This window comes from Alkalimonas cellulosilytica (assembly GCF_036325985.1).
In the GTDB taxonomy this organism is placed as follows: Bacteria; Pseudomonadota; Gammaproteobacteria; order Enterobacterales; family Alteromonadaceae; genus Alkalimonas; species Alkalimonas cellulosilytica.
In genome coordinates this window covers 84,106-108,847 of record NZ_JAUHLI010000003.1, presented here as the reverse complement: position 1 = coordinate 108,847, position 24,742 = coordinate 84,106, and the positions used below count along the sequence as shown (strand labels likewise).

Annotated in this window: 24 protein-coding genes; 6 read left to right on the top strand and 18 right to left on the bottom strand. The window is 49.9% G+C overall.

What is annotated here, in order from left to right:
- The first annotated feature begins 9 nt into the window (after positions 1–9).
- Positions 10–819: a posphoenolpyruvate synthetase regulatory kinase/phosphorylase PpsR gene (gene ppsR / locus QWY20_RS03870; protein ID WP_330127723.1), complete on the top strand. Its 810-nt coding sequence runs from the start codon at positions 10–12 to the stop codon at positions 817–819.
- 50 nt (positions 820–869) lie between these two features.
- Here ppsR and QWY20_RS03865 read toward each other — a convergent pair whose 3' ends face one another.
- Both QWY20_RS03865 and QWY20_RS03860 read right to left on the bottom strand, forming a co-directional pair.
- Complete coding sequence (locus QWY20_RS03865) at positions 870–2,219, bottom strand: class II 3-deoxy-7-phosphoheptulonate synthase (RefSeq protein ID WP_330127722.1); 1,350 nt, start codon at positions 2,217–2,219, stop codon at positions 870–872.
- Between the two features lie 113 nt (positions 2,220–2,332).
- Positions 2,333–2,812 (bottom strand): low molecular weight protein-tyrosine-phosphatase, encoded by a 480-nt coding sequence (locus tag QWY20_RS03860; RefSeq protein WP_330127721.1) that lies wholly within the window; start codon positions 2,810–2,812, stop codon positions 2,333–2,335.
- Between the two features lie 184 nt (positions 2,813–2,996).
- Between QWY20_RS03860 and QWY20_RS03855 the strand changes: the two genes are divergently transcribed.
- Entirely contained in the window at positions 2,997–3,668 is a 672-nt protein-coding gene (locus QWY20_RS03855) for a response regulator transcription factor (RefSeq protein WP_330127720.1), read from the top strand.
- A gap of 27 nt (positions 3,669–3,695) precedes the next feature.
- Here QWY20_RS03855 and QWY20_RS03850 read toward each other — a convergent pair whose 3' ends face one another.
- The 5 genes from QWY20_RS03850 to QWY20_RS03830 are packed head-to-tail and all read right to left on the bottom strand — an operon-like array spanning position 3,696 to position 7,304.
- On the bottom strand, positions 3,696–4,484 hold the full coding sequence (locus QWY20_RS03850) for a CsgG/HfaB family protein (protein ID WP_330127719.1): 789 nt from the start codon (positions 4,482–4,484) through the stop codon (positions 3,696–3,698).
- Between the two features lie 2 nt (positions 4,485–4,486).
- The gene (locus QWY20_RS03845) at positions 4,487–4,867 is read right to left on the bottom strand and encodes a curli assembly protein CsgF (RefSeq protein ID WP_330127849.1); all 381 of its coding nucleotides are present in this window, start codon (positions 4,865–4,867) and stop codon (positions 4,487–4,489) included.
- Between the two features lie 4 nt (positions 4,868–4,871).
- Complete coding sequence (locus tag QWY20_RS03840) at positions 4,872–5,258, bottom strand: curli production assembly/transport protein CsgE (protein ID WP_330127718.1); 387 nt, start codon at positions 5,256–5,258, stop codon at positions 4,872–4,874.
- Between the two features lie 47 nt (positions 5,259–5,305).
- Entirely contained in the window at positions 5,306–6,934 is a 1,629-nt protein-coding gene (locus tag QWY20_RS03835) for a hypothetical protein (RefSeq protein WP_330127717.1), read from the bottom strand.
- Entirely contained in the window at positions 6,906–7,304 is a 399-nt protein-coding gene (locus QWY20_RS03830; RefSeq protein WP_330127716.1) for a curlin subunit CsgB, read from the bottom strand. Before QWY20_RS03830 ends, QWY20_RS03835 begins: the two co-directional genes overlap by 29 nt.
- A 295-nt stretch (positions 7,305–7,599) precedes the next feature.
- Here QWY20_RS03830 and QWY20_RS03825 point away from each other — a divergent pair, with 295 nt between their 5' ends.
- The 4 genes from QWY20_RS03825 to QWY20_RS03810 all read left to right on the top strand — a co-directional run bounded on the left by QWY20_RS03825 (position 7,600) and on the right by QWY20_RS03810 (position 14,013).
- A complete protein-coding gene (locus tag QWY20_RS03825) occupies positions 7,600–10,092 on the top strand; it encodes a S8 family serine peptidase (protein WP_407935394.1) in 2,493 nt (830 codons plus the stop codon).
- Positions 10,093–10,210: 118 nt separating this feature from the next.
- A complete protein-coding gene (locus QWY20_RS03820; protein WP_330127714.1) occupies positions 10,211–11,119 on the top strand; it encodes an AAA family ATPase in 909 nt (302 codons plus the stop codon).
- A gap of 21 nt (positions 11,120–11,140) precedes the next feature.
- The gene (locus QWY20_RS03815; protein ID WP_330127713.1) at positions 11,141–12,073 is read left to right on the top strand and encodes a DUF58 domain-containing protein; all 933 of its coding nucleotides are present in this window, start codon (positions 11,141–11,143) and stop codon (positions 12,071–12,073) included.
- Positions 12,067–14,013 (top strand): transglutaminase family protein, encoded by a 1,947-nt coding sequence (locus QWY20_RS03810; protein ID WP_330127712.1) that lies wholly within the window; start codon positions 12,067–12,069, stop codon positions 14,011–14,013. The genes QWY20_RS03815 and QWY20_RS03810 overlap by 7 nt, the downstream gene beginning before the upstream one ends.
- Before the next feature lie 32 nt (positions 14,014–14,045).
- Here QWY20_RS03810 and QWY20_RS03805 read toward each other — a convergent pair whose 3' ends face one another.
- The 11 genes from QWY20_RS03805 to QWY20_RS03755 all read right to left on the bottom strand — a co-directional run bounded on the left by QWY20_RS03805 (position 14,046) and on the right by QWY20_RS03755 (position 24,688).
- On the bottom strand, positions 14,046–17,324 hold the full coding sequence (locus QWY20_RS03805; RefSeq protein WP_330127711.1) for a S41 family peptidase: 3,279 nt from the start codon (positions 17,322–17,324) through the stop codon (positions 14,046–14,048).
- Between the two features lie 186 nt (positions 17,325–17,510).
- The gene (purT, locus tag QWY20_RS03800; RefSeq protein ID WP_330127710.1) at positions 17,511–18,698 is read right to left on the bottom strand and encodes a formate-dependent phosphoribosylglycinamide formyltransferase; all 1,188 of its coding nucleotides are present in this window, start codon (positions 18,696–18,698) and stop codon (positions 17,511–17,513) included.
- Positions 18,698–20,227, bottom strand: a complete 1,530-nt coding sequence (gndA, locus tag QWY20_RS03795) for an NADP-dependent phosphogluconate dehydrogenase (protein WP_330127709.1) — start codon at positions 20,225–20,227, stop codon at positions 18,698–18,700. Before gndA ends, purT begins: the two co-directional genes overlap by 1 nt.
- Positions 20,228–20,439: 212 nt before the next feature.
- On the bottom strand, positions 20,440–20,853 hold the full coding sequence (locus QWY20_RS03790; protein WP_330127708.1) for a DUF5412 family protein: 414 nt from the start codon (positions 20,851–20,853) through the stop codon (positions 20,440–20,442).
- A 153-nt stretch (positions 20,854–21,006) separates the two neighbouring features.
- Positions 21,007–21,456, bottom strand: coding sequence for a hypothetical protein (locus tag QWY20_RS03785; protein WP_330127707.1), 450 nt, complete (start codon positions 21,454–21,456; stop codon positions 21,007–21,009).
- Positions 21,457–21,529: 73 nt separating this feature from the next.
- The gene (locus QWY20_RS03780) at positions 21,530–21,796 is read right to left on the bottom strand and encodes a DUF2442 domain-containing protein (RefSeq protein ID WP_330127706.1); all 267 of its coding nucleotides are present in this window, start codon (positions 21,794–21,796) and stop codon (positions 21,530–21,532) included.
- Positions 21,777–22,013 carry a DUF4160 domain-containing protein gene (locus tag QWY20_RS03775; RefSeq protein WP_330127705.1) on the bottom strand — a complete coding sequence of 79 codons (237 nt, stop codon included), beginning with the start codon at positions 22,011–22,013 and terminating at the stop codon, positions 21,777–21,779. Before QWY20_RS03775 ends, QWY20_RS03780 begins: the two co-directional genes overlap by 20 nt.
- Before the next feature lie 93 nt (positions 22,014–22,106).
- The gene (locus QWY20_RS03770) at positions 22,107–22,724 is read right to left on the bottom strand and encodes a hypothetical protein (protein ID WP_330127704.1); all 618 of its coding nucleotides are present in this window, start codon (positions 22,722–22,724) and stop codon (positions 22,107–22,109) included.
- Between the two features lie 43 nt (positions 22,725–22,767).
- Positions 22,768–23,490: a hypothetical protein gene (locus QWY20_RS03765; protein WP_330127703.1), complete on the bottom strand. Its 723-nt coding sequence runs from the start codon at positions 23,488–23,490 to the stop codon at positions 22,768–22,770.
- A 105-nt stretch (positions 23,491–23,595) separates the two neighbouring features.
- Positions 23,596–24,327: a hypothetical protein gene (locus QWY20_RS03760; protein ID WP_330127702.1), complete on the bottom strand. Its 732-nt coding sequence runs from the start codon at positions 24,325–24,327 to the stop codon at positions 23,596–23,598.
- A 118-nt stretch (positions 24,328–24,445) separates the two neighbouring features.
- On the bottom strand, positions 24,446–24,688 hold the full coding sequence (locus QWY20_RS03755) for a hypothetical protein (RefSeq protein ID WP_330127701.1): 243 nt from the start codon (positions 24,686–24,688) through the stop codon (positions 24,446–24,448).
- Between the last annotated feature and the right edge of the window lie 54 nt (positions 24,689–24,742).

Below are 24,742 nucleotides of genomic sequence, written 5' to 3'. Positions count from 1 at the left end.
GGAGTGCTTGTGCGCACTGCATTTTATATTTCCGATGGTACCGCCATTACCTCCGAGGTATTTGGTCATGCCTTGTTGTCGCTTTTTCCAGCCGAGTTTGAGCATGTCACTATCCCTTTTATTGAAACGGTCGCTCAGGCTGAGCAAATGAAAATTGTGATCAATGATCGCTTTGTCGCAACAGGTCAGCGCCCGCTGGTATTCCAGACGTTTGTGGATGAAGCCTTGCGCGATGTGATCCGAAGCAGCGATGGTGTTTGTTACGATTTTCTGGATACTTTTGTTCCCTCCGTGCAGAAAGAGCTGGCCATTGATCCGGTACCCAAAACGCATCGCACCCATAGCATGCACGAGAAAACCTATGATTACCGCATTGACGCAGTGAACTATGCACTGGCGAATGACGATGGCGCCAATATGAAGGATTTTGATAAAGCCGATCTGATTTTGGTCGGGGTCAGCCGTTCCGGCAAAACGCCAACCAGTTTGTACCTGGCGCTGCAATATGGCATCAAGGCTGCGAATTACCCGTTCGTTGACGAAGATATGGACAGGTTAGTCTTGCCTGAAGTACTGAAACGTAACAAGAACAAGCTGTTTGGTTTAACCATCAGTGCCGAACGCTTGAGTGACATACGCCAACAACGCCGGGCAAACAGCCGTTATGCGTCACTGGCACAATGCAGGTTGGAGCTCAATGAGGTTGAGCAGTTGTACCGCCGTGAACAGATCCCGTTTTTAAACTCTTCTCAATTATCGATAGAGGAAATGGCAGCAAAAATCCTGGCCATTACCGGCCTGAAACGTCATCGCCATTAAAAAAGCTCTGGCTTGGCCAGAGCTTGGTTGAACACAAGAGCTCACGCTAATTAAACAGAGTCAGTGCGCAGGCTGTCGGCAATTAAAAACGCCAGCTCTAACACCTGATCGGAGTTTAGCCGTGGATCGCACTGGGTGAAATAGCGCTGCGCCAGGTCCTGCTCACTTAAGCCATAAGCGCCACCGGTGCACTCAGTGACATGCTCACCGGTCATTTCCAGATGGATACCACCGGCATGAGTGCCTTCCGCCTGGTGTACGGCGAAGAATTGCCGTATTTCACGCAAAATAGCTTCAAAGTCGCGGGTCTTATAGTTGTTGCTGGCCTTCACCGTATTGCCATGCATTGGATCCGAGCTCCAGACCACTTTACGACCTTCACTTTGTACCCGACGCACCAGTTGGGGCAGCTTTTCGGCCAGTTTGTCAGCACCCATTCGGGTAATTAAAGTCAGGCGTCCGGCTTTGTTGTCCGGGTTTAAGGCATCAATCAAGCGGATCAATTCATCACCATCAATACCCGGCCCCACTTTCACCCCAACCGGGTTGTGAATGCCGCGGAAAAACTCAACATGCGCATGATCCAATTGCCTGGTGCGCTCACCAATCCAGAGCATATGAGCAGAACAGTCGTACCAGTCACCGGTCAGAGAATCACGGCGCGTTAACGCTTCTTCGTAATTCAGCAGCAGCGCTTCATGCGAGGTATACAGCTGAGTTTCCCGGATCGACGGTGCCGTTTGAGAGGTAATGCCACAGACCTCCATAAAACGCAGTGCTTCCTGAATCCGCTGTGAAATATCCTGGTAGCGCTCTTTTAGCGGATTGCTCTCGACAAAGCTCATATTCCAACGATTGACCTGGTGCAAATCTGCCAGACCACCCTGAGCAAAAGCCCGCAATAAATTCAGCGAGGCAGCTGAATGGTGGTAAGCAGTGACCAAGCGGTTTGGGTCCGGCTCACGCGCTTCCGCGGTAAACTCGGATGAGTTAATGATATCACCGCGGTAACTGGGCAGGCTGACACCGTCAATGGTTTCGAAGTCACCTGAACGCGGCTTGGCATACTGGCCAGCCATCCGCGCTACTTTGACAACAGGGCTGCGGCCAGCAAAAGTCAGTACCACTGCCATTTGCAACAAAACTTTGAAGGTGTCGCGAATTTTTGGCGCATGGAAATCAGCAAAACTTTCAGCACAGTCGCCCCCCTGGAGCAAAAATGCATCACCATTGGCAACCTGTGCCAACTGACTGAATAAATCACGCGTTTCCTGGGCAAACACCAGTGGCGGGTATTTGTGTAATTGCTGCTCTATTTGAGCTACCAGGGCTTTATCCTGATAACTTGGCTGCTGCTGGATGGGGAAGCTTCTCCAGCTTTGCGGCGTCCATAAACTCACGTAGTTTTCCTCATAGCATCACTTGTTTTCTCAGGCTACAAAGTAAATTTATTACCCAAGAAAAGCAATCTTTACGGCTAAATAAAGTAGCTATATGCTATTCCACTCTGGATTCATCCGTTACGAACATGTTTCCGCTGTAATTCTTCAAGTAAAGCCAAGGCTCCCTGCTCGATTAAATCAAGTACCCGCTCAAAACCACGTACTCCACCATAATAAGGATCGGGGACCTCTCTGGTTAGATGAAAATCAGGATGATGCTGCAAGAATAGCAACAACTTGTGCTGGTATTCGGCCGGGCAACGCTGCTTAAGGTCGTGCAGATTTTGCATGTCCATGGCGTAAATGCGATCATAATAAGCGAAGTCACTGTCCTTGACTGGCCGGGAATAAATACCATCAAACCGGTAGCCGCGTGATAAACCCACCGACTGGCTGCGCTTATCAGGCAGTGCTCCCTGATGGTAAGCGCTGGTACCCGCAGACTCAACCTCTACATCCACACCCTGCTGCTTCGCCATATCCCGAAACACGGCATGAGCCGTTGGCGAGCGGCATATATTGCCTAAACACACAAAAAGTACTTTCAGCATAACGAACCTGAGCGACTAGAGTTGGATGCATTTTACCATGGTCCGACACCATTCAGAATATAAACTGACTGCAGGAATGTTCATTTGTTAAGTTAAATTTAATGCTTGCAATATCTAGGACATAAGTTCAATATTTAATTGCAACCATTAGTAGCTTTGAACTAGGGAGTTGGTGAAGTAATTTATGGATCCATTTAATCGGCTAATTATCATTACAGACCGTGAGAAAGCAACCAATCTTTCATTGCTGGCTGAGTCCATTCACATTAAAGTAGACCAGTTAACCCGGTCCGAGTTTGAACAAAAGAGTATTCGCGAGAACATGCTAATAGGTTTTCCGTTTATTGGCCGTCAGCTTGGCAAGCGAGGGATTCCGGATGAACTTATTCAGTGCATGGCTAAAGGGGCAACCTTCCTCTATCAAGCTGAACGAAATTTGGTCGACCCAGGCTTTGCACTGAATATGGGGCTACGGGGGGTTGTTTACCGTGATGAGCAGTTGGATCGGGTGCTGAACGCCTTAAAAACCATGATGTCAGGTGAGCTTTATTACCCAAGAACTGTGATGTCAGGTATGGTCGATGAAATGTTGCAACAACGCTTTAAACAGGGGTTTAATACGGATACGCTGAGCTCAATCCAATTACTGACACGCCAGGAAAAGCGTATTATTCAACTGGTTGCTGAGGGCTCTCGCAACAAAGAAATTGCGGTGACTCTGAATATCAGTGCCCATACGGTGAAAGCACATTTGTCCTCTATTTTTCGCAAAACCAAATCAAGAAACCGGGTAGAACTACTGCGTTGGATACAGCAATCAAACCCGGTTCAGGCTTCCGACACACTGGTAAATTAACTCATTAATAGCGGTTACTCAAAACGTTTAGCTGGCGCCAGACACAGCATTAGCGCCGTCTGGTGAGCCAGGCCGCCAGAAACCACGCTGAACGCCCTTTTCGATTAAGTCAGCCACAGCGGTTTCCATCGCTTGCCGGACAGAAAATTGTACCGGTTCGTTGGTTGAAAAGCCTGTTTCCATTTCAGCGAGCCGGTCAATGGCAACATAACGAAATAATCCAGCACGCATTTCATGAGAAAATACTTTCTTAGTGGCAGATACCGATAGTAACACCTGGCCAGTATGAACATCGATGGCCCGCAGGTAGACAGTGACCTGATCTTCGCGAAATAGCTCCGAAGCACCAATACCAAAATACTCGACACCAAAACCACCTGTAGTCAGGTTGGTTTCGTAACTAATAATACCGCCTTCAAACAACAGCCTGGCTTCACGTAACGGGGGTAACTCCTGACCACTTCGACTGGAGCCATGTATTTTGCGTTCAGTCAGTAAATTCTGCAGCCCCTCACGCTCCAAAGGTGCAAACCAGCCTGTATCCAGCAGGATTTGCGTCAACATTGAGGTACCGCCCTGGGTCACCGCTGTCGAGAAGCTGGAAACGTTCGCCTGAGGCTTGTACTGACCAGTCTGATCACGAAATGAATACACCGATACTGGAATGGCATGTTGCGGTTTTGGCTGTTGCCACAACTGCTGCATCAATGAACTAGGCTTATCTACTTCAGCCGGACTAATATGAAAACGTGGCTTTGGCATTGCAGAGCAGCCAGCCATTGCAATAATGGCGGCAAGAATGATTAATTGTTTCATGCTTAACCACCTATACTTGGGATCACAAGAATGGTGATTTCACCAGTCAGTTGGTTGGTGATTTCAACCCGAATACTGCCATCAGTCCCGGTGCTAACATTTACCAAAAACTCACCGGTATCGTAGATACCATCAATTAAATCACCATCCGCAATGCGACGGGTAAGTGTATTGATGATATTACGTTCTAATGCTTCTCTGAATTTATCAACAAAGTTTTTTTCTGCTCTTCTTGGCTGATGTATTTGCGCTTTTTGCAGTAAAAAAGCGCCATTCAGTGGATTGCCACCAAAACTGGGGTTAATAGGGGTATATACTAACTCTGTACCATGAGCTGTGCCCATGAGAAGAGTGAAGAACAACAACTTGTACTTCATGGTCATTCCTTTAAAAAAGTTCACCGGCCGACTCGCCGAGGATACGATCTGCTTGAATTCGCGCCAGCTCGGTAAGGCTCTGAAGCACAGCCTGCTCAGCAGTTTCTTTCACATCGTTGTAGCGCCTGCCGAAATAGGTCTGATAAATCCGCCGATCATTCATTTCAACCCACAATACAGTACCTGCTTGAGGATACACCTGTTCATAAATGACCACGGTAATGTTGTCTGTTGCGGGTATATCACGCCAGTAACCGGAATAGTAAAAAACAAAATCTTTACCAAAGCGGGTAATGGTGCGATCCAATACCAAGCCACCCAAAGTTATGTCTCTGGACACGACCGTTGTAGGCAAAGAGGTAACAACGAATAACAGCAGATAAATTATTATTTTCATAAGGGCATAAAGGCGGCCGAAGCCGCCTGTGTTACATCATCGACAAATTAATGTTGAATCACAGTCGCAGTGTTGAAATCACCCACCTGATTGATGGTCATAACATTGCCTGCGCCCATTTGTGAGCCCATAACCAGGTTATCATTACCCAACTGCGAAATGGATACAACGCCAGCACTGCCGCCTTGGACAAATGATGGCCCGGTATTACCAGTCACCCAGTTACCATTTCCGACCTGTAAAATATTCATCACATTATCACTGCCAGCCAACAACACATCAACCAAGTTGAAGTCGCCTTGCTGCTGTGCTGTGAACTGTTGGTCGAACACGATACCATCACCAGTGGCAATTACTTCGTTGAAATCACCGGATTGGTCAATCGAGAACTGATTGTCCGCACCCATAAATTCAACATAAGCAAAGTTCTCAACGCCATCCTGATGGATTTCAATCACGTTGTCAAAACCAAACTCAACATTACCCAGTGCAAAGTTGTCGCTGCCATTTTGCTCAATGATGATGGTGTTGTTGTAACCAAACGCAGCTGCACCCGCGTAGTTAAATTCCCCGGCGCTTTGAATAAAGGCCTGATTCATGCCACCATCCAGAATAACTTCACCAACGTTCTGGCTGCCGTCCTGATAAATTTCAATATCGTGACCATCGCCGAAAGTAGCAAAAAATGCCACGTTGTCATTGCCCTGCTGCCACACATCAATCACGTTGTCATTACCGGTCACGCCAATCGGCGCATCAACCACGTTGGCAACGCCTTCTTGTTGTACCCAGATAATGTTATCCACACCAGCCAGCGGCTCCAGAATGAACTGGTTTTGTGAACCATCCTGATACACATCGACCTGGTTACCCTCACCGCTAACATCAAACGCGATAAAGACGTTGTCAGAACCAAACTGCTGAATATAGAAGGTATTGTTATCGCCATTCACGCCAACAACACCGCCTACGTTACCATCACCATACTGCTCTACTTCCATGATGTTGCCATCACCAAACAGCTGGAACATGCCAGACTCGTTAAAGCTGCCTTCCTGAACACTGAACAGCTCATTGTTATTTCCGGTAAAGCCGGCATTACTCCAGTTGGCATCGCCTTCCTGGATGATTTCTACAAAGTTGGCATCACCTGTCAATACAATGGTTGCTTCGCTCTGATCACCATTTTGAAAAACAGCCGCATCGTTTACATCACCAGAAATTGCGATTTCAGCGACATTCCAGAAGCCTTCTTGTGTCACCGTTGCCGTGTTTTCGTTACCGGCGATATCGACAAAAGCAATGTGCCAGTCATCTTGTTGTTCCAGACGAATCCAGTTATCTTCACCAACACTAAAAGCAAAAGCTTCATGCCAAACGCCGTCTTGATTGACCTGGGTATCATTCAATCCACCATCTTGATCAACGATAGCTAAGTTGATGCTACCTCTTTGTTCAACATAAGCCTCATTGCCTTCCAAAGCGCCTGCAACAGAGGTTTGTAATACAAGAGCTTCGTTATCAGCAAATGCTGTTCCGGTTAAAGCCAGCGCAATAGCCATTCCCAAAACGTGTTTACGTGGATTTTTAAAATTCATTGTTATTCTCCGATCTTTATTGTTTTTACTTACATGTAGTGAAATTGAATCAGTACTGAACGATTGAGAGTTCAGCATTGTTGCCTATTTGCTGAATGCTGAAGCCGGAACCACCCAATTGCTGGATTTGGATCAAATTAAAGTCACCCTGCTGCAACACATCAACTTGGTTATAGGCTCCAACCTGCTCAATTTCAGCCCGATTACCTACACCCATTTGACGAAGAGCCAGTTGATTCATGTAGCCAGCCTGTTGAAGCAAAGCAACATTGCCCTGTCCAAGCTGTTCAACCAAGATGTCGTTAAAAGAGCCGTTTTGCTGCAATATGGCTTGATTTGCCAGTTGCTGACGTTCCAGCAATGAAGCGAGCGGTAGCGACAGTTCAGCTGACAGCCAGGGGCTAAATAACAGCGTAGCCAGAAGACATCCTTTAGCAGTTGTTAACAAAACGACTCACCTTTAAAACTTACACACCAGGCTAAACTATAAGATTTCCAGCTTGCTGCAATTGGATGAAAGAGTTATTTTTTTTCGGCTTATAGTTAATTCCAAAACAATCTTTACTATTAAAAACAGCTGGATAAATCACATCTATTTACAATGCACCCACCCTTTAGGTTAGTACATTTATACTAATTTTTATTCAGCTTCAGCATATCAAATCCAATTTATGGTATTGATTACTAGTGCTAATAAAAAGCGCAAAAAATTTACTATAATGAAAAAAATAAGGTACCAACTTATGCGACAACTCAAAAAATTGGCCCTTGCTGTCTCTGCAGCTTTGGTCGCTGGAAGCGTAATGGCTGCACCGCACCAGGCAGCTGAAGACTCCATCTTAGTCGTATTCAAACCAGGTGTAGGTAAAGCAGAGCGGGAAATGGTGATGCGCCGTTCTGGTGTTTCATTGCGCGAGCTGGATGCAGAAGGTCGTGATATCCGCATGAAACATGTGGCAGATGGTCGTATCGCGAAAGTTCGTTTGCCGAGCGGCGTGCATCGTGATCAGATGATTAAAAAACTGAGCCAGCATCCAGCGATAGAAATTGCCGAGCCGAATTACATTGTTCAGCCGCTGGCTTCACCATTATCTCCAAATGATCCTCGCTTTAATGAGCTATGGGGCCTGCATAATACCGGTCAAAGCGGTGGTACTCCTGGTGCTGATATCAGTGCTCTGGAAGCATGGCAAACAACCACAGGTAGCCGTGACATTATTATCGGTGTGATTGATACCGGTATGGATTACAACCACCCGGATTTGATTGCCAACCGCTGGGAAAACGATGGCAGCTATCCAGGTCATCAGTTTGGTTGGTCTACCTTGAATGCCAGTGGCGATCCGATGGACAGTGGTAGCCATGGTACCCACGTTGCCGGCACCATTGGTGCGGTTGGTGATAATGGCGTTGGTGTTGCCGGTGTCAGCTGGAATGTCACTTTAATCCCCTGTCAATTCCTGGGAGCTGGTGGTGGTTCAACCGCAGGTGCCATTGAATGTATTAGCTACTTTACCGATCTAAAACTGAACCATGGTGTCGACGTAAAAGCGACCAACAACTCCTGGGGCGGTGGTGGCTTTTCTGAGGCTTTAAAGCTGGCCATTGAAGATGGTGGTGATGCGGGTATTTTGTTTATTGCGGCTTCCGGCAATGATGGCCGTAACGCTGATGTTAGCCCAATGTATCCTGCTGCTTACGACTCAGATATTATCGTTTCTGTTGCATCGACTGATCGCAATGACAACTTATCTGGGTTCTCTAACTTTGGTGTAGTCAGTGTGGATCTCGGTGCTCCGGGCTCTGCTATTTTGTCTACAGTTCCAGGTGCAGGCTATGGAACCTTCTCAGGCACATCCATGGCATCTCCGCATGTCGCAGGCGCTGCAGCTTTGGTTTGGTCATTAGACCCAAGCATTCCTGCCCTTGAGATGAAAGATATCCTGATGCAATCTGGTGACGCTCTGGCATCGCTGGATGGTCGTACGGTTTCCGGCAAACGCCTGAATGTTGCCCGTGCCTTGGAAGAAGCTGATCCGGCACCTGGGTTCCGCATGAGCCTGGATCCGCGCAATCAGGAAATTGTCGCTGGTGAACAAACTGCATACAGCCTGGAGTTCATCTCGGTAGCCGGTTGGAATGATGAAATTCAACTGTCTGTTGAGGCAACCCCTGCCCTGCCAGGCGTTAGCTTCTCATCGGAACTTGCCTACCCAGGTGATATGGTATCTTTATTGATTGATACCGATGCTGATACGCCATGGGGTCCTTATCAGTTCCTGATTACAGCGACCGACAGTGCTACCGGAGATTTGGTTCGCCAGACCACGGCAAATCTGAATGTGGTGCCGCAAGGCTTGATGGACTTCCCGTATGAAAATACCACGCCGATCGCTATCCCTGATAACAACCCTACTGGTATTCAAAGCATTATTTCGGTAGCTGAGTCAGGCCATGTGTTTGGTGTTGAAGTGGGTGTGAACATTACTCATACCTGGCGTGGTGATTTGATTGTGCGCCTTACTTCACCTGAAGGGACAGTGCATACCTTGCATAACCGCACCGGTGGTAGCGCAGACGACCTGATCCAAAGCTGGGAAGTCGATGTTTATAACGGCGAAGCCATGCAAGGTGACTGGACGTTGTTTGTTTCAGACAATGCAGCGCTGGATACCGGTACATTAAACTTCTGGAACCTGACACTGACTGCACTGCCAGATGGTGACATTGTTGATCCAGATCCAGAAGCGCCAGAGGCCGGCTTTAGCTATGCAGCTTCAGGCCTGCTGGTGAACTTCAGTGATCAGAGCAGCGAAGGTGATGATGCCATTGTCAGCTGGGATTGGAACTTTGGTGATGGCAACAGCTCATCTCAACAAAACCCATCGCACCTGTACAGCGCTGCTGGTAGCTACAATGTCACACTGACGGTAGCAGATGGCAATGGTCTGACTGACAGCACCTCACAAACCGTGACCGTAAGCGATGTAATCAGCTCCATTGATCTGTGGGTTCATCGCGCGCAGCAAGCACGCACAGGCTCCAGCATCGTTGACCTTCGCTGGTCAGGTGCCGACAGCCGGGTCGATCTGTATCGTGATGGTGTCAAGGTGGCTACTCTTGAGAACCAGGGCAGCTACCGTGATCGCTTCAACACCTCTGCCAGCCAGGTGGTGTATAAGCTTTGTGCTGAAAACACAGAGCAATGCTCAGCAGAAATTGTTGCGCAATTCTAACTAGTTTCATAGCTTAGTTAGAAGTACTAAATCAAAGGCGACCGCTTGGTCGCCTTTTTTATTGGGTGCTAACTTGCTATCTTACAGTATCCAGAACATCTTGTTGTAAGGAGCTACTGTGCTCGCAGAGTTTCAGGCCATAGAACACCATCTGAACCGTATTATCCTTGGCAAAGAAGCACAAATTAAGTTAGCGCTTTGCTGTTTGCTGGCCAAAGGTCATCTGCTGCTGGAAGACTTACCCGGTATGGGCAAAACCACGCTGGCCCATGCCCTGGCGGATAGTCTCAGCCTTTCTTATCGCCGGGTACAATTTACCAGTGACTTATTGCCGGGCGATCTGCTGGGCATGAGTATCTATGATACCCGCTCTCACCAGTTTAATTTTCAGCCAGGCCCGGTGTTTAGTCATTTACTGCTGGCTGATGAGATCAACCGTGCCAGCCCCAAAACCCAAAGTGCCTTGCTCGAAGCGATGGAAGAGCAACAGGTGTCCATCGATGGTAAAACCCGAGCTCTGCCCTCGCCCTTTTTTGTGATCGCTACGCAAAACCCACTGGATCAGTCCGGTACCTCCGCTTTACCGGAGTCACAACTGGATCGTTTTTTAATGCGCTTATCGCTGGGCTTTCCCGATAGAGCAGCTGAGTTTGAATTACTGGACTCCGATCGCGGTCAATCCAGATTAAAGCTGCTGCAGCAGCAACTGAGCATCGAGCAGCTGATGGCGTTGCAAGCCAAGGTACCTCATATTCATGCCTCTGAAGCCTTAATCAACTATGTGCTGGATCTGGTTGCTCACAGCCGGCAGCACCCGGATATGCTGCCCTTATCCCCACGAGCGGCCAAGGCCTTACTGCAGGCAGCCAAAGCCTGGGCTTTGCTGCAAGAGCGCGATTATGTGACCGCGGACGATGTTCAGGCGGTCTTTCCCAGTGTGACTGAGCATCGACTGGATCCTAAATCACGAGCGGCGCAACCGCGCTGGAGTTTGCTGTTATTGCGTGAAACGCCTTGTGCCTTATAGGATCATCCATCGGTGGCTCAAATGACTGTGATACTCCGACAAAAGCTGCGTCAACGCTTGCAGCACTGGTTGGCGAAGAAATTTACTGATAATAAAAACTTTCAATTAAATCACGGCACCTTGCTGGTTTTTCCCACCCGCTATGGCTTGTGGTTTGTGGCCTTGATCGTCCTGCTCTACTTACTGGGTACCAACTACCAGAATAATTTGATTTTACTGTTGGGGTATCTGCTGCTCAGCGTATTTATACTCAGTATCTGGTTTGCCTGGCGAAACCTGGCTGGTTTAACCATCCAGGCGTCACCGCCTGCTGCGATTTATGCCGGTCAGCAAGCCCAGTTACCACTGACGGTGCAGCAGCCAGCCTCCTATCAAGCCGTCCAGTTTGCGTTTGCTACGGCGAAAACTAAAGTGAGCTCTGGCGAGCAGGCCAGCCTGCAATGGCCTACTGTAAAAAGAGGTCATTACCTGATAGACAGTGTGTTGATACAGACCGAGTATCCGCTGGGGCTGATCCGCTGCTGGAGTTACTTGCCGCTGCAACTGCATTACTGGGTTTACCCCACACCTGTTGCGCCAAACATTTTATCGACAGGGGCTGATACGAAAGCGGATAGCAGCCAGCAGAGCGCTGCTGAGCTGCCTGATCAGTTAAAAGCTTACCAGGCCGGTGACTCAATTCGGCGCTTGCACTGGAAGCGACTGGCTCGCCAGCCAGACTCGCCAGTGGTTAAAGTCTCCGAGCAACAACCAAAAGCGGATCCACGCTGGCTGGAAGTCCCACCGTTGCATGGCGCGGCCCTTGAGCAGTGTTTATCCGAAGTGTGCTACCAGCTGCTGGAGCTCGAAGCTAAGCAGTTGAGTTATGGACTACGGACACCGGTCGGTGATCTGCCGCTTGGTCAGGGCCAACAGCATCTGCAGCAATGCCTGCAAAGGTTGGCACTATGCTGAATCAACAGCGTTTTTTTCAGTTTGCTCCAGCCTTGCAACTGCTGTTGATCGTGCTGATGCTGCCCGCCTGGCAAAGCTGGAGTCTTGCCCTGCTGTTAATGCTCAATGCCATGGCCTGGCTGCAGGCTTACCAGAAAATCCCGGTACTGAGCCTGCGGCTGGTCAATGTGATCGCCGCTATAGCAGTGGTTATTTTGCTACTGGCTATTCGTCAGCTGGGGGCAATGCACTTTCTGATGCATATTTTGCTGCTATCGGCTTTGCTGCGTTTGCTGGCGTTATCAAGACAAAGTGAAGCCCGTCAGCTGATCTGGGTGCAGTATTTCATTCTGGGCTGTAGTTTTTTATTTCATCAGTCGATGGCAATGGCGGTGCTGATTTTCTCAGCCACAGCGCTGAACTTACTGCTGCAATACTTACTGTTTGCAGAGCAACTGCCCAGTCGTAAGCAATTGGCAGCGGATAGCCGCTTCTTGCTGTTGCTGATCCCTCTTTGGCTTGGCAGCTTTTTGTTGTTTCCTCGGCTGGCGCCATTGTGGCAACTGCCAAGTGCCCAACAAGCCACCACCGGGCTGGCCAATGAGATTGAGCCTGGTACCATCGAGCAACTGGTGCAAAGCAATGCGACCGCTTTTCGGGTGCGGTTCGACTCGGAGCTACCCGCTCAGGCCGAGCGCTATTGGCGCGCCAAAGTATTTGAGCAGTTTGATGGACGGCGTTGGTCAGTTCAGCAAGGTTTTCATCGCACTAGCCGGGTTCCCCGCCCCGCTGTTGAGCCGGCTGAGCTGCTGCACTATCAGGTGATAGCCGAGCCGAGTTTTCAGCGTGCTGTCTTTAGCCTGGGTACGCCTGTCCGCTGGGGGCAGGAGCTGGAACCCTTAGCGGCCGGGCTGCTGCGCACCAATCGCCCAATCAGTCAGCGTATCAGTTATCAATTGAGCAGTGCTCTGCAACCTGTGCCTTTAACGGATGACAATGAACGGCGCTGGAATCTGGTGACCGGTAATCACAATGCAAGAAGCCAGCAGTTTGCCGATGAATTGCTGGCTGCTCATCCAGAGCCACATCGCTTTGCCGATGCCGTGCTGGAGCATTTTCGTCAGCATGATTTTTACTACACGTTAAATCCGCCCTTGCTTGGGCGTCACAGCGTGGATGACTTTCTGTTTGAAAGCCGTGCCGGTTTTTGCAGTCATTATGCCTCGGCCATGGCTTTGTTACTGCGCCAGGCCGGGATCCCGGCCCGGGTCGTGGGGGGCTATTTAGGAGGCGACTGGTACCCGGAGCAACAGTACTTACTGGTACGTCAACGCGATGCGCATGCCTGGGTGGAGTATCTGGTGGATGATGTCTGGCACCCGGTGGATCCAACCGCCGCTATTGCGCCAGAGCGGGTATTGGATGGCCTGGACAGCGCTTTATCGCCAGACGATATGGCTCTGCTTGGCCGCTCCCTGTTTGGTGAGTTGCCGTTGTTTGCTCAACTGCGGCTGCAACTGCTGCATCTGGATTACTACTGGTCAGTCTGGGTGTTGGGTTTTAACCAGCAGCGGCAAGACGCGCTCTGGCAGTCGTTGCGCCAGTTTTTTCGCAACTGGCAGCAATGGCTGTTGGCGCTAGTGGTGGTGTTCGCCCTGTTGCTGGTGATATTGGCTGGCTATCAATGGCGGCGAAAACGACCGTTCAGCCTTTCTCAGCACCTGCTTAAGGCTATTCCCCAGTTAAGTACCAGGCCACCGCAAAGTAGCCTTGGCCATGGCTTGAACTTACTGGCTGAAACGAATACCGATGAGCAGCTTTTACTGACACAAATCGCCCACTGGTATGAACGCAGTGTCTTTGCCTCAGATAAGACCGCAGAGCAACAGCTGCTTCAGCTGCTGAAGCAGCAAAAACACCGCCTTAAAAAACTAAGCCCAATAAAAAAGGGCAGTGAATAACTGCCCTTAACATCAGCGACTGGTAAAACCAGCTAGCGACGGATATCCGCGGCAGGGCCAGGCTGCAACGGCTCGGCTTTAAGCTCTGGTATCGGCTCACGCTGGACTTTGCCGCGCAGATAATCAATGGCAAAGTTGAGCTGAGCGTCTTCACCGCGGAAGGTAGCGACCGGCATGTTGCGCACTTCATAATCCGGCGCCACGCCATAGCCCTCGATGATGTAGCGACCGTCCATCGCGAACTGCGGGGTTTCAGCCACCCGCGCCACGCCACGATCCGTTAGTAAGTTGCGTCCGGTTAACCAGACACCGGCCCCGGCTGTGCGCATTCCAACCAAAGGTCCCAGTTCCAATGCTTTGACACCGGCGGCAAAAGTTTCCCCATCGGAGTAGGTCAGCTGATCGGTCAACACCACTAAATGACCACGGAACGTCTGCTGCATATTGGTGTAAGGCCCCCCCTGGGTCGGTTGCCAGAAAGCCCAGGCCCGGCGCAGCAGTTTTTCGATGATCCAGCTGTCGATGTTACCACCACGATTGCGCCGTACATCAATGATCAAGCCATCTTTGTCGACATTGGCATAAAACTCCCGGGCAAAATTGGCAATATCATTCGGGCCCATCGCGTACAGATGCAGGTAGCCAAACTGTCCTTCTGAAGCGGTTTGTACCTTAGCCGCATTGTTAAATACCCAGTCCTGATAGCGTAACTGGTGATCACGACCGGCATTGACCGGTACCGCCACCGTTTGCAGGCGACTATTACCACGGCTTAAATCCAGCAGCACCTGGCGACCAACCTGGTTGCGAAGCTGCTGTTGCACATCTGCTACCGTTTGCACGGTGCGGCCATTGACCGCCCGGATCAGATCCCCTACCCGCGCATTGACCCCGGGTTGTGCCAAGGGCGCCGCCTGCGCTGGCAACTCAGGATCGGTGCGATAAATATGGGCAATACGCACACCCTCGGCGGTAGTTTCCAGGCTGGCACCCAAACTTGCTGCGGCCGGTGTTGGCCGCAGCGTCGGGTAATCGCCGCCACGCACCTGCGAGTGCAGAGCATCCAGCTCGCCCATCATCTGGGCCAGCACATCATCGAGCTCATGGCGGTCGGAGACCCGCTCTACCAGCGGCAGATAGCGAGCCTTGGCATCCTGCCAATCCAAACCACGCATCGCTTTATCAAATAAAAACTCGCGCTGCATCAGCCAGGCATCACGGAACATCTGCTGCCATTCCTGCTTAGGATCCAATGCCAGTTGCCATTGCCGGCTGTTCAGTAGCGACGAACTCAGATCAGCGGGTTCTCTATCGCCGATATCCACCACATACATCGGCCCGGTGCCATTGCCTTGCTGCTTTCGCAAATACAGCAGTTTGCCATCGTGCGAGACCCGGTAATCGGCAATGGCTGCACCATACTGCTCAATTTTAGCATCGCGGTTATCCACTTTGATCACTTTCAAATCCGGGCTGCTGCCGGCATCATGGCTCCACTCGCGTACAAACAACCGTTGCTCTGTTACGCTGAGCTGGGTGTAGTTGCCAGCTGTTACCGGCACCTGCCATAAGCGCTGATTTAGCCCTTGCCAATCGACCCGACTGACCGCTGCCGCTCTGCGGCCACGCCGTGCTGGCTCTTCCGTGCTAACTGCTTCGGCCACCGGTAACTCTGTCGGTGGCTGAAACGGGAAGGCAGCGCCCTGCTTCAGGCTGACGGCAAAAATTTCACTGCGCCGGTCAAACATCGGCCCCAGATTGCGATCACCCCAGGGGTGACCCGGCGTGGCCCTGAAATGCCGGTTGGATAAAAAATACAGCCAGTTGCCATCCGGGCTAAACGCCGGGGAGAACGACTCGTACTTGCTGCTGGTAATCAGTTGATGCTTTTGTTCGGCCAGTGAATACAGCAGGATCTGACTGCGTTGCTGGCGATTTTCAACATGAGTTAATGCAATCAGTTGGCTGTCGTGCGACCAGACGATATCGGCAAAAGGTGCCAGACCCACGCCCCCGCTAAATGCCAAGCGGTTTTCCAGCGTTTGCAGATTCAGCAGCCAGAGGTTACCGGCTTTATCGTCATGTGCCAGCCAGTTGCCGTCGGGCGATAACGCCAACTGCCAGCGAAAGCCATTGCCATCTTTGGTTAATTGCTTCGCTTCATTGCGGCCATCGGCGGCGTAACGCCAAATTTCCAGCTCACCGCTTTGGTCGCTGATGGCATAAACCCATTTGCCATCCTGGCTCAAAATCGCTTCGCGGATCCGGCTGTTCACCGGGGTATCAATCTCAACCAGCCGGGCCGGCGACTTGGCGGCAATCGCCACTTTGCCCCGGGCGGTTAACACTACCTGATCGCCAAAGCCGGCGTAATGGGCACTGGTCAGGTAATTCAGCGGCTGATCCAGCCAGCGCTCACGTTGATGCGGCCGATCCGACTGAATACTAAGCTCCAACAGGCGGTCCTGACCGCTTTGCAGATCCAGCAGATGAATATCGGCCCCCAGCTGATACACAATGCGGCCCTGATTCAGATAGGCCTGCCGTACCTGCCAGTCCTGATGCTGACTGTGCTGCTGCAGATCCGTGCCATCGGTTTGCATCGACCAGATATTCGGGTTGCCGCTGGCATCGCTGACAAAATACACCCGATCCTGCCACAGCATCGGATTTCGCACCGAGCCCTGATGGCCGGTGCTTAATAGCTCGGCTTCCTGCGAGGAACCCAAGCGATAACGCCATAACTCGCCCATGGCGCCACCGCGATAGGTTCGGGCATTGTCACCGGTGGCTTGCAGGCCATGCTGCACAAAGTACAGCCACTCGCCATCGTTATCCAACACGCCTTCAATGGCGTCGGCGACCGGCAAGGTTTCGGTTTTTAGGCTGGTGGGATCCACGGTTTTCAATAACCAGAAATTGGCAGGCCCTGCCACATGGTCGGTGGCATACAGCAGCTGGCCATCTTTGGTCCAGCCTTGCAGCCGCACCCGGCTATTTTCAAAGGTCACCCTTTTGGCCACGCCTCCCGAGGCGGCTTTCACATAAAGCTCTGGAGTTTGCTCGTAACTGGCCACAAAGGCCAGCCACTGGCCATCCGGCGATAAGCGGGCCTGCGTTTCTTCGGTGGGGTGCGTGGTTAAACGATGGCCACGCAAACTGGCTAAATCAGCCTGCCAGATATCGCCTTCCGAGGTAAACAGCAGGCTGTCTTGTTGCAGTGAGGGCGAGCGGAAATAACTATCGGACGCCAGCGCCCCGGTGGTGAATACAGCAGTAATGGCAAATGCCAGAGTGGTCTTTTTGAGCATCGCTTGGTCTTATTGTTAGCACAGAGTAAAACTACGCTACCAGAACCAGGGCAACAGGGCCAGAATCAATGCGGCTAATTCAGGTTTTAGGAAGGTGGATAACAGGCCGAAACGACAGTGGTGCCGTTTCGACCTGACAATGACATAAAAAACGAGCGAAGCCCAGATACTAGCGAAGCTCTGTTACTAAAGCAGTTCAGTGCGCAGCTTACTGACGCAAGCCTTAGCTTTGTCTATCGCCTCTTCGGTGTTATCACCCAGTGCCAGTGCTACGCCCATACGGCGCTTGCCCTGCACTTCTGGTTTGCCAAACAGCCGCACTTCGGTATCCGGCACCGCCAGCGCTTCATCCAGCCCCTGGTAGCGAATATCCGCGCTTTGCCCTTCTACCAAGAGTACCGCCGATGCGGCCGGGCCGTACTGGCGAATATGCGGAATGGGAAGGCCCAAAATAGCGCGGGCATGCAGCGCAAATTCGCTGTATTGCTGCGAAATCAGGGTCACCAGGCCGGTATCGTGTGGCCGTGGGGAAACTTCACTAAACCAGACGTCATCGCCTTTGATAAAGAGCTCGACACCAAAAATACCAGCCCCACCTAACGCCTGCACCACCTGGCGGGCAAACTGCTGGGATTTTTCCAAAGCGGCGGCCGTCATCGCCTGGGGTTGCCAGCTTTCACGGTAATCGCCATCTTCCTGGCGGTGCCCTATCGGTGCACAGAACTGAATGCCCTGGGCCGATTGCACAGTCAGCAAGGTGATTTCGTAATCAAAATCAATAAAGCCTTCCACAATCACGTGGCCTTTGCCGGCCCGGCCGCCTTCCTGCGCATAGGCCCAGGCGGCGGCTAAATCATCGGCGCTTTTCAGCACCGTCTGGCCTTTGCCGGAGGACGACATGATGGGTTTGACCACACAAGGGTAACCAATGGCGGCTACCGCGGCTTCAAAGCTGGCTTTATCCTGAGCGAACTGATAGCTGGAGGTCGGCAGCTTTAACTCTTCGGCAGCCAGCCGGCGAATGCCTTCGCGGTTCATGGTTAAATTGGCCGCGCGGGCGCTTGGCACCACGGTAAAGCCGGCTTGCTCCAGTTCCAGCAACTCGGTGGTGGCGATGGCTTCTAATTCCGGCACAATAAAGGTTGGTTTTTCTTTGATCACCAACTGGCGCAGTGCCGCATTATTCAACATCGAAATCACCACCGCTTTATCCGCCACCTGCATGGCCGGCGCATTGGGGTAGCGATCCACCGCGATCACCTCGCAACCATAGCGCTTTAATTCAATGCACAGCTCTTTGCCAAGCTCACCGCTGCCAAGCAACAAGACCTTGGTGGCACTGCTGCTACCCGGGGTTCCAAGGGTGCTACTCATTATTTGATCCTCGTCATTGGCCGGCCTTGCTCACTCCAGAGCACATGGAAGCTTTTGCCTTTCGGCTGATCGGTGCGTTCAAAGGTATGGGCACCAAAGAAATCGCGCTGGCCTTGCAACAAATTCGCCGGCAGCACCGCAGTTCGGTAGGCATCGTAGTAGCTGAGCGCCGAGCTGAGTGCTGGCACCGGAATACCGGCCAGGGTGGCATTGGCCACGGCCTGGCGCCAGTGCTGCTGAAAACCGGAGATTTGTTTGGCGAAGAAGGGGTCTACCAGCAAGTTCGCCAGCTCATCGTTGCGCTGATAGGCTTCGGTGATGGACTGCAAAAACACTGCCCGGATGATACAGCCTGCCCGCCAGATTTTGGCGATCTCGGCAAAGTTCAGCTCCCAGCCCTGCTCGGCTGCAGCCGTTTTCATCAGGTGAAAACCCTGCGCATACACACAGACTTTGGCGCAATAGAGCGCATCGTGCAGTGCTGCGACCCTGGCTTGCTTTTGCGCATCATCCAGCAATTGCGGGCTAGGTCCGGCCAGCACGCTGGAGGCGTTTACCCGCTCTGTTTTTAGCGCCGATAATGAACGGGCGTAGACCGCTTCAGCAATACTGGGCGCCGGGCTCCCCAGTTGCAAGCTGCTGACCGCGGTCCAAAGACCGGTGCCCTTTTGGCCGGCTTTATCCAGAATCACATCCACCAACGGCAGGCCGGTGTCCGAGTCGGCGGTGGCCAGTACCTCGGCACTGATTTCCATCAGGTAGCTGTTTAAGATGCCTTGATTCCACTGTTTAAACACGCCGGCGATTTCCAGCGGGTTCATATCCAGTTGATCGCGCATCACCTGGTAAGCTTCGCAGATCAGCTGCATATCGGCATACTCAATGCCATTGTGTACCATTTTGACGTAATGGCCTGAGCCGGTTGGGCCGATGTAGGTGGCACAAGGCTCGCCCTCCGTGACTGGTTTGCCAGGTGTGTTACTTTCAATTGGCTTCCCCGTCACCGGATCGACTTTGGCAGCAATGGCCTGCCACACTGGCTTAATCCGGGTCCAGGCGTAAGGATCGCCACTTGGCATCAGGGACGGACCAAACCGGGCCCCTTCTTCACCGCCAGAGACGGCAGTACTAAAGAAAATAAACTTGCCTTCGTAGGATTTTTCCCGCTCGACCGTGTCGGTCCAGAGGCTGTTGCCGGTATCCACCACAATGTCATCGGCCTGAATGCCGGCATCGATCAGCTTATGGCAGATATCATCGACCGGTTTACCGGCCGGTACCGACAACACTATCAGGTGCGGTGCTTTTAACAGACCAAGCAATTCGGTGTAGGAGCTGCAGGCAATCACCCGGGCTGGCTGATCGCCACGCTCGGCCGCATCTTGCGCCAGTAAGGCGTCCAAACGCTGACGGTCCAAATCAAAGGCAGCCACCCGATAGCCGTTGTCGGCCAGATTCAGGATAAGGTTTTTGCCCATAACACCGGCACCAACAAAGCCGATATCGCAATGACGAGTGGGTTCTGACATGAAGTGTCCTAATTCAGTCGAAGAAATCGGCGCGAAGTATAGCAAGTTCGCGTGATAATTGCAGTCTTCGTCTTGTACCTAACCAGGTTGACCAGCTTTGCCCTCAAGCCACTGCAACTTAGGTCACTAATGAGGCTTGGGGAACTGGTGCAAAGCGGCAATATGGTAAAATGCCAGTTCTGGCAGCTATGAGCACCTTACCGGCAACGAGGTTAACTGCCGTCTGCTGTGTAGCGGATCTGTATTTTATTGATAACACCCAAGCTGCTCTCAGCTTTAAACTCAGTGCCATCGAGTTCCCTGTGTATCAGTAGCTCTGTGTTTGATAGCCAGGTTAATTCCGGTGCATGCGTATCCGGGTGGCCTCTGGTCACGAAAATATTGCCGCTTTTATTTTTCAGCTCCGCATTCATTTTCAAAACAGATATCTGGGTACTGAAATCGGTGGTGGCCCCGCAGTCACGCTGAAAAATAATGGCTTTATAACGATGGTCTGGCGAGTGAACTTCGGCATAAGCATCATTACCGCACATGCCGTTTCCAGCCAGAAAAAGCAGCAAGGCAATAAACAGGATTGGCCCCACTATAATAACTAACAGGAGGATGAGGAACGATCTTGTCTGCATTTACAGGTAGCCTCTGGGTAGTTCATGATCACGACAAAGGCGAGCAGTGTGCTGCAAACCACGCCATGCGGTAATGTTTTGATGGCCTATACGCCCTGCTCATCTTTGAAACGCCTGCGTAATAAAGTAGCCGGAACGAAACTAAGTAATTTGTCAGGCCTGTTTACCACTTAAAACTGACCACTGCTGCCATGAACCCAGAGCAAACAGGCCGCCAATAAACAAACAGATACCAGAACTAATCAGCCAGAACGTCAGGCTATTTTCTGGAAACATGGGCATGATCGCTACGAAGGAAACGCCACGAAGTAAAAATATGCTGGTAATGAGGATTAGCGCCAATCTTGTAAGCGGTAAACGTTTAATAGTGCCTGCGCCCGACAGAGCGTAAAGCGCCCAAACCAGAAGTACCAATACAATGCCAGATGTCACGATTGTTGGATACCAAAGCCCTTGCTCTGCCATCCGAGCCATCTGCTCACCTGCACCAAAAAAGCGATACCAATCGCCGCCAAAAACAATACAGCCAAGATGGGCAAGTGCAGCAGCAAAGCAACAGAATGCTGCAGCAAAAAGATACTTATTATTACCAGCAGAGTGCATATTTCTTCCTTAAATGCCTGACGCCCGAAATAACCGGCGTGCGTTAGCACGTCCGGCGCCGCAGGCGCGCAGTTTATTGACTTGTTATCTTCTTTCCATGATTGCCCAACAAAATACCGTTCACACTCAGATCTTCATCCAACTGGGGCCAATGAATCCCCTCCCCGTCACCGAGTATCTCCCAGTCTTTCAGTTGAGACTCCGTTGCTTGGGACAATGAAGGAAACCACGTCAGCGGAACTGAAATGGTACGCCCGTCCACGAGCTCTACGATAAGCGAATCCGTGTCAAAGCTGACTGACTGTGCGAGGGGATGATGTTCAACTGCTAAAGTAGCCATTCCAAGCCTCCAAAAACGTATCTCTATTTTCGACAACGAGTTGCTCGAGTTTTCTCAACTCTTTCGGCGCAAACCTTGTAGAGCTCGCTAGGGCTACTGGTTTTAACCAGAATTTGGCAAGCATCTTCTCACGCTGAATATGTATATGGGCGGGTTCCGCATTCTCATTACTGTAAAAAAAGAAGCGGTAAGGCCCTATTCTTAATACTGTTGGCATGCTTAAAGATTATCCTAGAAAGAACACAATGCCAAATTGAAGATAACGAGCGGCCATCAGCCGACGCCAGAGGTGGTCGGTTGAATGGCCTTGTTATGGCTTAGCACGTTTATTACAGCGCTCTATCCGTTTATCCCAGTCACCAGCCCAGCCTTGAGATTTCGCTTTTTCACATAATGAAATTGCTTCACCATAACGTTTTTGCTTTTCTAAGACGATTGCTAACTGAGAGTACCCTTTGTGCGCTGGCAAATCTCCACCGTGTTGCTGTTTAAATGCTATGGCTGCCGCCGGTGAATTTTCAATTTGCTGTTCGCATGCTTCAATTGCAAGTTCAAGTCCATTTGGGTGTAAATCACGATCTTTGTAGCAAACTTCAATTTTTTCGCCATAGAGAAAATGCACATCCAAAGGAGCTGAATTTTCATCAATCAAAGACTCGGCTTTTGTAATTAATTTATATGCAACATATCTTAGGTCCGGTTTATTGAACCAGCCAATTAACCCCCAGAAGAAGTGAAGCTGTGTCTGGCTGCTACTGTATATTTCACCCTCAATTATTGAATTTTCATCACCCATTGGAGAATAAGTATTAAGGATGATTTCACGCTCTTCATCATTCAGTTCATTCAGCCACCAATCTTCTAGGCTCAAATACTTGATAATTCCGTTTACCTTTGGCTTTTTCTTGAAAAAATGGAAAATGCCCATTGTTTACTCCTTTGAGGCATAACGCCCCGAATGACGCGGTTTGTTATACGAATTGCTTAAGTATCCCATGCAATCCAAGAAACTTTATCCCGAGTACTTTATCGTGTTTTACAACCGTCTCAAGTGAATCTCTCTCGTACAAAATGTTACTCGCATTAATCGAGCCATTCCATGATGGCATTAACAATAAAGCTGAAGTATCTATATCAATACCCCACCAGTCGTTAACGTAACTATTTAGAAAATTCACGACAGCTTTGAGTGCGACCAAAGCATCCTCATCCGTATACATATCAGGTGCCTTGGAAAATTTCGATAACTTATTCCGAGCACTTTCAGAGCCACTCTTTAACTTATGTACATATCCTAAACTCCCAGATCCTACCTCAGTCGAAATACCCTCAGAGCAAGTTTCTATCTTAGGATGAACAGCAGTATTTCTTTTATCTATGAGCTCTTTAACAACCTGAACCTCAGTGTCCCCTCTTGGAAGAGCACTGTCTTTGTGCCATTGCAGCACAAAGTCGAACTTGTCCAATGTAGAAAACCTGTCAATCTGATTCTTTAACGAAGATGTCACTTCTACAGTTGAAATAAAAGAGTTTGCAGCTGCTTCAAGAGCATAATTAACTGATAATATACATGATTTCGCGAGAGCTGCTTTAGCAGATACCCTACTTTCAGATAGCGAAATTTCGTAAAGCAAAACCGCGTCTGAAAAGATTTCAAAAAATCGGTTTTTGGTAATTTCTACAGTTCTTTCCATAGAGCTCTCACTTCTTATCGCTTTGCTAATGGGCTGCCGCAGCGTAGTGTAGATAGTCCCGTGGAGGCCACGCTTTTTGTGGCCGGAACGAAATCAAGCAATTTGTTATGTTTTTTTATATGGATGCCCAAATTTCTTGTTGATATATTTAACATAGTAAATTTCCAGCTCAATACTTAGTTTGTACACATTAAAAATGCAAGAAGACCAAGATGACATATCAGTATTGTTTAGTTTGTCTATGTCTTTCAGCATTCCAATAGTTTGTCCGAGACTTGCACTTCTAATCTTATTGAGGATTTTTACGACTCCCGTATCGACATAAGGCAGAAAATGCATAACTTCATTTATATTTCTTAAAACATGGTCCCAGTTATTAGAGCAAACATAACCAAAATGAAGTTGATAAATTCCTGCTCCGCCGTTATGGAACTTGTGGAATAGGTTGCAGGGGTTAACCGCCTTGCAAGCCTCAAGAAATTCATCTTCTTTCAATCTTTCAATTTCAAACCCTTTTCCGGAATGATTGACTGTCTCGGAAACTAATATCCAAGTCTTAGCAATTATTTCTGAAACATGCTGATCAATCTGAGGCAAAATATCATTTTTCTTTTGTTTTTCAGGAAGGTAGACAACTATAAAGTAGAATAGTGAACTAACAATAATCCCCATTGATAAATTAAATAGAATTGAATTCCCAGACAGAGAATTTACAAAAAAAACCTCAAAGACGCTATCGGACAAGGCCGGTATTAAATTTTCATCGGATGCCGCGAATACCGTTAATACTGATACGATGTTTACGAACAAAAACAACCAACCGCTTAGGGTTCGCACTTGATTCTCCTAAAAAATATAACGCTTTGCTAATTGGCTGCCGCAGCGCAGCGTAGGCAGTCCAGTGGAGGCCACGCTTTTTTGTGGCCGGAACGAAATTAAGCAACTTGTTAAATTGCTATTCTCTTGGTAGCCAACCGCTTTCGTTTCGTTCAGGAACTTTAATACCCTTTTCTTTAAGGTGTTTAAGTATTTTCTGTTCATAGTGCGGTGCCCAACCATCATGATTACTGTCATAACAAGTACGGCAGACCGTCAATTCATAAGTATGGATAACCTTACCATTATAAATATGGCGCCCGAACTGAAATTGTTGACCACAAATATCACAAGGAAGCATGATTTTGTCCGGATCGTTCATTTAGCACCTCTCTAGCGAGCCATTTAACGCTTGAATTCAGTGGCCGCTGCTTGA

Coding starts and splice junctions, on each gene's coding strand:
- QWY20_RS03810 (WP_330127712.1), top strand. CDS start 12,067: ATGCTGAATCAACAGCGTTTTTTTCAGTTTGCTCCAGCCTTGCAACTG.
- QWY20_RS03790 (WP_330127708.1), bottom strand. CDS start 20,853: ATGCAGACAAGATCGTTCCTCATCCTCCTGTTAGTTATTATAGTGGGG.
- QWY20_RS03850 (WP_330127719.1), bottom strand. CDS start 4,484: ATGAAACAATTAATCATTCTTGCCGCCATTATTGCAATGGCTGGCTGC.
- QWY20_RS03825 (WP_407935394.1), top strand. CDS start 7,600: ATGCGACAACTCAAAAAATTGGCCCTTGCTGTCTCTGCAGCTTTGGTC.
- QWY20_RS03755 (WP_330127701.1), bottom strand. CDS start 24,688: ATGAACGATCCGGACAAAATCATGCTTCCTTGTGATATTTGTGGTCAA.
- QWY20_RS03805 (WP_330127711.1), bottom strand. CDS start 17,324: ATGCTCAAAAAGACCACTCTGGCATTTGCCATTACTGCTGTATTCACC.
- QWY20_RS03765 (WP_330127703.1), bottom strand. CDS start 23,490: ATGGAAAGAACTGTAGAAATTACCAAAAACCGATTTTTTGAAATCTTT.
- purT (WP_330127710.1), bottom strand. CDS start 18,698: ATGAGTAGCACCCTTGGAACCCCGGGTAGCAGCAGTGCCACCAAGGTC.
- QWY20_RS03835 (WP_330127717.1), bottom strand. CDS start 6,934: ATGCTGAACTCTCAATCGTTCAGTACTGATTCAATTTCACTACATGTA.
- QWY20_RS03815 (WP_330127713.1), top strand. CDS start 11,141: ATGACTGTGATACTCCGACAAAAGCTGCGTCAACGCTTGCAGCACTGG.
- QWY20_RS03840 (WP_330127718.1), bottom strand. CDS start 5,258: ATGAAAATAATAATTTATCTGCTGTTATTCGTTGTTACCTCTTTGCCT.
- gndA (WP_330127709.1), bottom strand. CDS start 20,227: ATGTCAGAACCCACTCGTCATTGCGATATCGGCTTTGTTGGTGCCGGT.
- QWY20_RS03785 (WP_330127707.1), bottom strand. CDS start 21,456: ATGCACTCTGCTGGTAATAATAAGTATCTTTTTGCTGCAGCATTCTGT.
- QWY20_RS03845 (WP_330127849.1), bottom strand. CDS start 4,867: ATGACCATGAAGTACAAGTTGTTGTTCTTCACTCTTCTCATGGGCACA.
- QWY20_RS03775 (WP_330127705.1), bottom strand. CDS start 22,013: ATGCCAACAGTATTAAGAATAGGGCCTTACCGCTTCTTTTTTTACAGT.
- QWY20_RS03770 (WP_330127704.1), bottom strand. CDS start 22,724: ATGGGCATTTTCCATTTTTTCAAGAAAAAGCCAAAGGTAAACGGAATT.
- QWY20_RS03860 (WP_330127721.1), bottom strand. CDS start 2,812: ATGCTGAAAGTACTTTTTGTGTGTTTAGGCAATATATGCCGCTCGCCA.
- QWY20_RS03780 (WP_330127706.1), bottom strand. CDS start 21,796: ATGGCTACTTTAGCAGTTGAACATCATCCCCTCGCACAGTCAGTCAGC.
- QWY20_RS03855 (WP_330127720.1), top strand. CDS start 2,997: ATGGATCCATTTAATCGGCTAATTATCATTACAGACCGTGAGAAAGCA.